Below are 8,280 nucleotides of genomic sequence, written 5' to 3' on the forward strand. Positions count from 1 at the left end.
CACCATCCGTGGTGCGGGCCCCGTCCGTATGTCTCACGCGCCGTGGGGCGCCGACGTCCTTACGCGGGCAGACCCAGGTGGTGGACGCGGACCATGTTGGTGGTGCCGGGGACGCCGGGGGGCGAACCGGCGGTGATGATCATGGTGTCACCCTCGTTGTAGCGGTGCAGCTTGACCAGTTCGGCGTCGACCAGGTCGACCATCGCGTCGGTGTTGTCCACATGCGGGACGACATAGGACTCCACGCCCCAGCTCAGGGTGAGCTGGTTGCGGGTGGAGGCCTCCGTGGTGAAGGCGAGGATCGGCTGGCAGGCGCGGTAGCGGGAGAGGCGGCGGGCCGTGTCACCGGACTTGGTGAAGGCGATCAGCGCCTTGCCGTCGAGGAAGTCCGCGATCTCGCAGGCGGCGCGGGCGACCGAACCGCCCTGGGTGCGCGGCTTCTTGCCGGGGACCAGGGGCTGGAGGCCCTTGGACATCAGCTCGTTCTCGGCCGCCGTGACGATCTTCGACATGGTCTTGACCGTCTCGATCGGGTAGGCGCCCACCGAGGACTCGGCCGAGAGCATCACCGCGTCGGCGCCGTCCAGGATCGCGTTGGCGACATCGGACGCCTCGGCGCGGGTGGGACGGGAGTTGGTGATCATCGACTCCATCATCTGGGTCGCCACGATCACCGGCTTGGCGTTGCGGCGGCAGAGCTCGATGAGGCGCTTCTGCACCATCGGGACCTTCTCCAGCGGGTACTCCACCGCGAGGTCACCGCGCGCCACCATCACGCCGTCGAACGCCGCGATGACGTCCTCCATGTTGGCGACGGCCTGGGGCTTCTCCACCTTGGCGATGACGGGGACACGGATGCCCACCTCGTCCATCACCGCGTGGACGTCCTTGACGTCGTTGGCGTCCCGGACGAAGGAGAGCGCGACCAGGTCGCAGCCCATCCGCAGGGCGAACTTGAGGTCCTCGATGTCCTTCTCGGAGAGCGCCGGGACGTTCACCGCCGCGCCGGGCAGGTTGATGCCCTTGTGGTCGGAGATGACACCGCCCTCGACCACGATCGTCTTGACCCGGGGGCCCACGACCTCGACCACGCGCAGTTCGACGTTGCCGTCGTTGATCAGGATCTGGTCGCCCTTGGAGACATCGCCGGGCAGCCCCTTGTAGGTGGTGCCGCAGATCGTCTTGTCGCCCGGGACGTCCTCGGTGGTGATGGTGAACTCGTCACCGCGCACCAGCTCCACGGGACCGTCGGCGAAGGTCTCCAGGCGGATCTTGGGGCCCTGGAGGTCGGCGAGCACGCCCACGGCCCGGCCGGTGTCCTCGGCGGCTTTGCGCAGCCGGTGGTACCGGTCCTCGTGCTCGGCGTGGGATCCGTGGCTCATGTTGAAGCGGGCCACGTTCATACCGGCCTCGATGAGCGCTTTCAGCTGCTCGTACGAGTCGACGGCGGGGCCCAGTGTGCAGACGATTTTGGAACGGCGCATAAGGCGGATCCTATCGGTTTGTTTCGACTCGGAATATTCCGTCTGGTGGAAAGTACAAATGGGCGGACAGCCGCTCAGTCGAGTGAATTACTAGACACCAGTGCGAATGTCTGCCGTGCGATCTCCAGTTCCTCGTCCGTCGGGACCACCGCGATGGCCACTCGGGCGTACGGCGCCGACACAATCCTCGCCCGGTCCGACCACTCGTCGTTCAGCGCGGAGTCCAGGGCCAGTCCCAGTTCCTCCAGCCCGGCCACGGCCGCCGCCCGCACCGGGGCCGCGTTCTCGCCGACCCCGGCGGTGAACGCGATGGCGTCCACCCGGCCCAGGACCGCGTAGTACGCGCCGATGTACTTCCTCAGCCGGTGGATGTAGACGTCGAAGGCGAGGGCGGCGCGCTCGTCGCCCGCGTCGATCCGGCGGCGGATCTCGCGCATGTCGTTGTCGCCGCAGAGGCCGATCAGACCGCTCTTCTTGTTGAGCAGGACATCCACCTCGTCGGTCGACATCCCCGCGACCCGCTTCAGATGGAAGACCACCGCCGGGTCGATGTCACCGGAGCGGGTGCCCATCACCAGGCCCTCCAGCGGGGTGAGCCCCATGGAGGTGTCCACACAGCGACCGCCCCGGACCGCCGAGGCGGAGGCCCCGTTGCCCAGGTGCAGCACGATCACATTGACGTCCTCGGGCTCCTTGCCCAGCAGCCGGGCCGTCTCCCGGGAGACATAGGCGTGCGAGGTGCCGTGGAAGCCGTAGCGGCGGATGCGGTGCGCGTCGGCGGTCTCCGTGTCGATGGCGTACCGGGCCGCCGACTCCGGCATCGTCGTGTGGAACGCCGTGTCGAAGACCGCGACCTGCGGCAGATCGGGGCGCAGCGCCTGGGCGGTACGGATACCGGTGATGTTCGCCGGGTTGTGCAGCGGCGCCACCGGCACCAGCCGCTCGACCTCGGCCAGCACCTCCTCGTCCACCACGGTCGGCGCGGTGAACCGCATCCCGCCGTGCACCACCCGGTGGCCGATCGCGGCCAGCTCGGGCGAGTCGAGGCCCAGCCCGTCGGCGGCGAGCTCCGCCGCGACCGCCTTCAGCGCGGCCTCGTGGTCGGCGATCGGGCCGGTGCGCTCGCGCTTGCCTCCGTCCGTGGCCAGCGGTGTGTGCACCAGCCGGGAGGTCTCCTCCCCGATCCGCTCGACCAGCCCGACGGCGAGCCGGGCGCCGTCGCGCATATCGAGGAGCTGGTACTTCACCGACGACGAGCCGGAGTTGAGGACGAGGACGCGGGTCGCGGACATGGAGCCTTCTTGTGTGGGGGTGTTCATGCGGTGAGGGCGTCGACGGCGGTGGTTTCCGTCTGGGCCTGGATCGCGGTGATGGCGACCGTGTTGACGATGTCGCTGACGAGCGCGCCGCGGGACAGGTCGTTCACCGGCTTGCGCAGACCCTGGAGGACCGGGCCCACGGCCACGGCGCCCGCCGAGCGCTGCACGGCCTTGTACGTGTTGTTGCCGGTGTTCAGGTCGGGGAAGACCAGGACGGTGGCGCGCCCGGCGACCTCCGAGCCGGGCAGCTTGGTCGCCGCGACCGAGGGGTCGACGGCCGCGTCGTACTGGATCGGGCCCTCCACCCGCAGCTCGGGGTGGGCCCGGCGGAGCAGCTCGGTGGCCTCGCGGACCTTGTCGACGTCCGCGCCGGAACCGGAGGTGCCGGTGGAGTACGAGAGCATCGCGATCCGCGGATCGACACCGAAGCGGGCCGCCGTGGCCGCCGACTGCACGGCGATGTCGGCGAGCTGCTCGGCGTTCGGGTCCGGGTTGACCGCGCAGTCGCCGTAGACCAGCACCTTGTCGGCGAGGCACATGAAGAACACCGACGAGACGATCTTGGCGCCCGGCCGGGTCTTGATGATCTCGAACGCCGGGCGGATGGTGGCGGCCGTGGAGTGCACCGACCCCGAGACCATGCCGTCGGCCAGGCCCTCCTCCACCATCAGCGTGCCGAAGTAGTTCACGTCCGCGACCACGTCGTACGCCAGCTCCACCGTGACGCCTTTGTGGGCGCGCAGCGCCGCGTACCGCTCGGCGAAGCCCTGGCGCAGCTCCGAGGTGCTCGGGTCGATCAGCTGGGCGTGGGTCAGGTCGATCCCCAGGTCGGCGGCCTTCTTGCGGATCTGCTCCACATCGCCGAGCAGGGTCAGATCACAGACATCCCGGCGGATCAGCACATCGGCGGCGCGCAGCACGCGCTCCTCGGCGCCCTCGGGCAGCACCACCCGGCGGCGGTCGGCGCGGGCCTGCTCCAGCAGCTCGTGCTCGAACATCATCGGCGTGACGTGCTCGCTGCGGACCACCGCGAGGCGGTCCAGCAGCTCGGCGGTGTCGACATGGCGCTCGAAGAGGCCGAGCGCGGTCTCGGCCTTGCGCGGGGTGGTCGCGCCCAGCTTGCCCTCCAGGCTGAACAGCTCGGCGGCGGTGGGCCAGCTGTTGGCGGGGACGGAGATCACCGGGGTGCCGGGGGCCAGCCGGGACGCCAGGGTGAGGATCTCCTGGCTGGGCCGTTCGTTCAGGGTCAGCAGCAGTCCGGCGATGGGCGGGGTGCCCGCCGAGTGCGCGGCGAGCGCGCCGACGACCAGATCGGCGCGGTCACCGGGGGTGACCACCATGCAGCCGGGGGTCAGCGCGGTCAGGAAGGTCGGCAGCATCGCGCCGCCGAAGACGAAGCCGAGGGCGTCCCGGGCCAGCCCGGAGTCGTCGCCGAGCAGCACCGTGCCGCCGAGGGTGTGCACGATCTGGGAGACCGTCGGCGCGGACAGCGCGGGCGCGTCCGGCAGCACGTAGCAGGGCACCGGGAGGCGGGCCGCGAGCCGCTCGGCTATCTCGGCCCGGTCCTCGGGGGCGACCCGGTTGACCGCCATCGCCAGGATCTGGCTGCCGAGGGCCTCGTACGCGCGGTACGCGTTGCGGGCCTCCGCGCGCACCGACTCGGCGGTCTGGCCCTTGCCGCCGACCACGGGGATCACGGAGGCGCCGAACTCGTTGGCGAGCCGGGCGTTGAGCGCCAGCTCGTCGGGGAGCTGGGTGGCGGCGAAGTCCGTACCGAGGACCAGCACCACGTCGTACTCCCGCGCGACCTGGTGGAACCGGTCCACCAGCTGGGCGACCAGCTCGTCGGTGCCCTTCTCGGCCTGGAGGTCGGACGCCTCGTGGTAGTCCATGCCGTAGACCGTCGCCGGGTCCTGGGTGAGCCGGTAGCGCGCCCGCAGCAGCTCGAACAGCCGGTCGGGCCCGTCGTGGACCAGCGGCCGGAAGACCCCTACCCGGTCCACCTGCCGGGTCAGCAGCTCCATGACGCCCAGCTCGACGACCTGACGCCCGTCGCCCCGCTCGATCCCGGTCACGTACACGCTGCGTGTCACGCGTGCTCTCCCGTCCTGTTTCCGTACGAGTTCCGTACAAAAGATCCCACAAAAAAGCCGCTGGTGGCGGCCTTTCCCTCTTGACAATACCTTCCGGAATCGGTAGAGCGCCTGCCGGGTCCAAGGTCCCGGTACCGGGGGTCGAAGGTCCCGCCAGCCGGGGCTGAGACCGCCGTGAGACGGGCCCGGGGCGCCCTTGCGGAGCGCTGGTGGCGGCCCGGCTGACTGAAGACCGGCGACGCGGGCACCCGGACCCCGTGGAACAATTGCCTAAGGTCGTGTCTAGGGTCCAACTGTGCCAATTCGGAGTGCACGTGTCCCACCGACGAGCAGGAGACAGAGCAGGATGCGCATCGGAGTCCTCACCGCAGGGGGCGACTGCCCCGGACTGAACGCAGTAATCCGCTCGGTGGTACACCGCGCCGTGACGGGCTACGGCGACGAGATCATCGGCTTCGAGGACGGCTTCAAGGGCCTCCTCGACGGCCACTACCGGCCACTGGACCTCAACGAGGTCAGCGGCATCCTCGCCCGGGGCGGCACCATCCTCGGCTCGGCCCGGCTGGAGCGCAACCGGCTCCGCGAGGCCGCCGAACACTGCGGCGAGCTCCAGAGCCGCTACGGCCTCGACGCGCTGATCCCCATCGGCGGCGAGGGCACCCTCACCGCCTCCCGGATGCTCTCCGACGCCGGGATGCCCGTCGTCGGCGTCCCCAAGACCATCGACAACGACATCTCCGCCACCGACCGCACCTTCGGCTTCGACACCGCCGTCACGGTCGCCACCGAGGCCATCGACCGGCTGAAGACCACCGCCGAGTCGCACCAGCGGGTCATGGTGGTCGAGGTCATGGGCCGCCACGCGGGCTGGATCGCGCTGGAGTCCGGCATGGCGGGCGGCGCCCACGGCATCTGCCTGCCCGAGCGCCCGTTCCAGGTCGAGGACATCGTCAAGATGGTCGAGGAGCGCTTCGCCCGGGGCAAGAAGTTCGCGGTCATCTGTGTCGCCGAGGGCGCCCACCCCGCCGAGGGCTCCATGGACTACGGCAAGGGCGCCATCGACCAGTTCGGCCACGAGCGCTTCGAGGGCATCGGCAACCGCCTCGCCGTCGAACTCGAACACCGCCTCGGCAAGGAGGCCAAGCCGGTCATCCTCGGCCATGTCCAGCGCGGCGGTGTCCCCACGGCGTACGACCGCGTCCTCGCCACCCGCTTCGGCTGGCACGCGGTGGAGGCCGTCCACCGGGGCGACTTCGGCAATATGACCTCGCTGCGGGGCACCGAGGTGGTGATGGCACCGCTCGCGGACGCCGTCACCGAGCTCAAGCGGGTGCCGCTGGACCGGATGGCGGAGGCGGAGTCGGTCTTCTAGGAGCGCTGCGCCCTTCGGGCGTCTTTCGGTGCTTGTCCTTCGGCGCTCGGCCTGGGCGCCGGGCCGGGCCGGGTGGTGCCGTGGCCCGGGTGGTGGGCCCCTGCCCGGTGGTGGGCGCGGGTCCGGGGCCTCCGGGCTCACCTCCTCGGGAGCGGCGGATGAGGCGCCTCTGTCCCGTGAGGCCCGGATGCCCCGCCACTCCCTGCGGGGGCGACCCTGCACCCCCGCCCCCTCCCGCCGTCGGCGGTCTCCGCTTCCGGTTCCGTCCCGGTGGAGGCCGCCGTTCTCCCCTGCGGACCCGGCTGTACGGAGGTGTGTACGAGGCTTCCGCGACGGCCGCGCATGACAGCGCACACAACGATGGCGAGGACGTCCAGGACGCCTCGCCACTCTCAACGTATAGCCCATGGGGGGCCTTGCGGCAAGGCCCCGGTGGCGCGGCAGAATCCCTCGCCGAGGCCAGGACCTGGGGAAACGCGAGCGTGCGCGGACCGCTGGCCGACCTTCCGGCTCAGCTCATGGGGGATTTCATGTTCGATGTGATCGTCGTCGGCGGCGGACCGACCGGTCTGATGCTCGCCAGCGAACTGCGGCTGCACGGGGTGCGGGTGCTCGTCCTGGAGAAGGCCGCGGAGCCGACCCGTCAGTCCCGCGCGATGGGCCTGCACGCGCGCAGTATCGAGGTGATGGACCAGCGCGGACTGCTGGAGCGGTTCCTCCCGCTGGGCACGGAGTACCGGACCGGCGGCTTCTTCGCCGGGATCGACAAGCCCTGGCCCCAGCGGCTGGACAGCGCCCACGCCTATGTCCTGGGCATCCCGCAGACCACCACCGAACGGCTGCTGACCGAGCGCGCCACCGAACTCGGCACCGAGATCCGGCGTGGCGCCGAGGTGGTCGGCCTGAGCCAGGACGTGGGCGCCGTGAGTGTGGAACTCGCCGACGGCGTACGGCTGCGCTCCCGCTACCTCGTCGGCTGCGACGGCGGCCGCAGCACGGTACGCAGGCTGCTGGGTGTCGGCTTCCCCGGCGAGCCCGCCAGGAACGAGACCCTGCTGGGCGAGATGGAGGTCTCCGTACCGGCGGAGGAGCTGGCGGCGGCGGTCGCCGAGGTGCGCGCGACGCAGAAGCGGTTCGGGTTCGTGCCCCTCGGGGATGGTCTGTACCGCGTGATCGTGCCCGCCGACGGAGTCTTCGAGGACCGTACGGCCCCGCCGGCCCTGGACGACTTCCGGCAGCGGCTTCAGTTCTTCGCCGGGACCGACTTCGGTGTCCACTCCCCGCGCTGGCTCTCCCGCTTCGGCGACGCGACCCGGCTGGCCGAGCGCTACCGGGTGGACCGGGTGCTCCTCGCCGGGGACGCGGCCCATATCCACCCGCCGACCGGCGGCCAGGGACTCAACCTCGGGGTGCAGGACGCGTTCAACCTCGGGTGGAAGCTCGCGGCCGAGGTGCGCGGCTGGGCGCCTCAGGGGCTGCTGGACAGCTACGCGAGCGAACGGCGTCCCGTCGCCGAGGACGTGCTGAGCAACACCCGCGCCCAGATGCAGTTGCTCTCCACCGAGCCGGGGGCACTGGCCGTACGGCGGCTGCTCACCGAACTGATGGACTTCGAGGAGGTCAACCGCCATCTGATCGAGAAGATCACGGCCATCGGGGTCCGGTACGAGGTGGGGGAGGGAAGCCATGGGCTGCTGGGGCGGCGGCTGCGGGACGTGGCGCTGAAGCGGGGGCGGCTGTATGGCCTGCTGCACGGCGGGCGGGGGCTGCTGCTCGACCAGACGGGGGGTGGACATCTGTCGGTGGAGGGGTGGACGGACCGGGTCGACCATGTGGTGGACGTGAGCGAGGAACTGGACGCGCCCGCAGTGCTGTTGCGGCCGGACGGGCATGTGGTGTGGGTGGGGGAGGAGCGGGGAGAGGGGCTGGAGGCAGCGCTGTCGCGGTGGTTCGGTGCCGCCCGCTGAGTGACCCAGGCGGTCCGTGTCCGAGGAGACCGGCGGCCCCCGCGG

At 70.8% G+C, this 8,280-nt stretch carries 5 protein-coding genes; 2 read left to right on the top strand and 3 right to left on the bottom strand.

Translation table 11 applies throughout. The annotated features are described in order from the left end of the window. Positions 1–59: 59 nt before the first annotated feature. The 3 genes from pyk to pta all read right to left on the bottom strand — a co-directional run bounded on the left by pyk (position 60) and on the right by pta (position 4,896). Positions 60–1,484: a pyruvate kinase gene (gene pyk, locus ACFVIM_RS29545; protein ID WP_384307627.1), complete on the bottom strand. Its 1,425-nt coding sequence runs from the start codon at positions 1,482–1,484 to the stop codon at positions 60–62. Between the two features lie 74 nt (positions 1,485–1,558). Beyond that, entirely contained in the window at positions 1,559–2,776 is a 1,218-nt protein-coding gene (locus ACFVIM_RS29550) for an acetate kinase (protein ID WP_384307630.1), read from the bottom strand. A 23-nt stretch (positions 2,777–2,799) separates the two neighbouring features. Further along, complete coding sequence (pta, locus tag ACFVIM_RS29555; RefSeq protein WP_384307632.1) at positions 2,800–4,896, bottom strand: phosphate acetyltransferase; 2,097 nt, start codon at positions 4,894–4,896, stop codon at positions 2,800–2,802. A gap of 346 nt (positions 4,897–5,242) precedes the next feature. On the opposite strand from pta, the gene ACFVIM_RS29560 reads away from it, so the two are divergent. Together ACFVIM_RS29560 and rox are read left to right on the top strand one after the other, a co-directional pair. Next, on the top strand, positions 5,243–6,268 hold the full coding sequence (locus tag ACFVIM_RS29560) for a 6-phosphofructokinase (protein WP_384307635.1): 1,026 nt from the start codon (positions 5,243–5,245) through the stop codon (positions 6,266–6,268). 530 nt (positions 6,269–6,798) lie between these two features. Next, on the top strand, positions 6,799–8,235 hold the full coding sequence (gene rox, locus ACFVIM_RS29565) for a rifampin monooxygenase (protein WP_384307638.1): 1,437 nt from the start codon (positions 6,799–6,801) through the stop codon (positions 8,233–8,235). Positions 8,236–8,280 lie beyond the last annotated feature (45 nt).

Origin of the sequence: Streptomyces sp. NPDC057638 (assembly GCF_042800315.1) — a bacterium.
Taxonomy (GTDB): domain Bacteria; phylum Actinomycetota; class Actinomycetes; order Streptomycetales; family Streptomycetaceae; genus Streptomyces.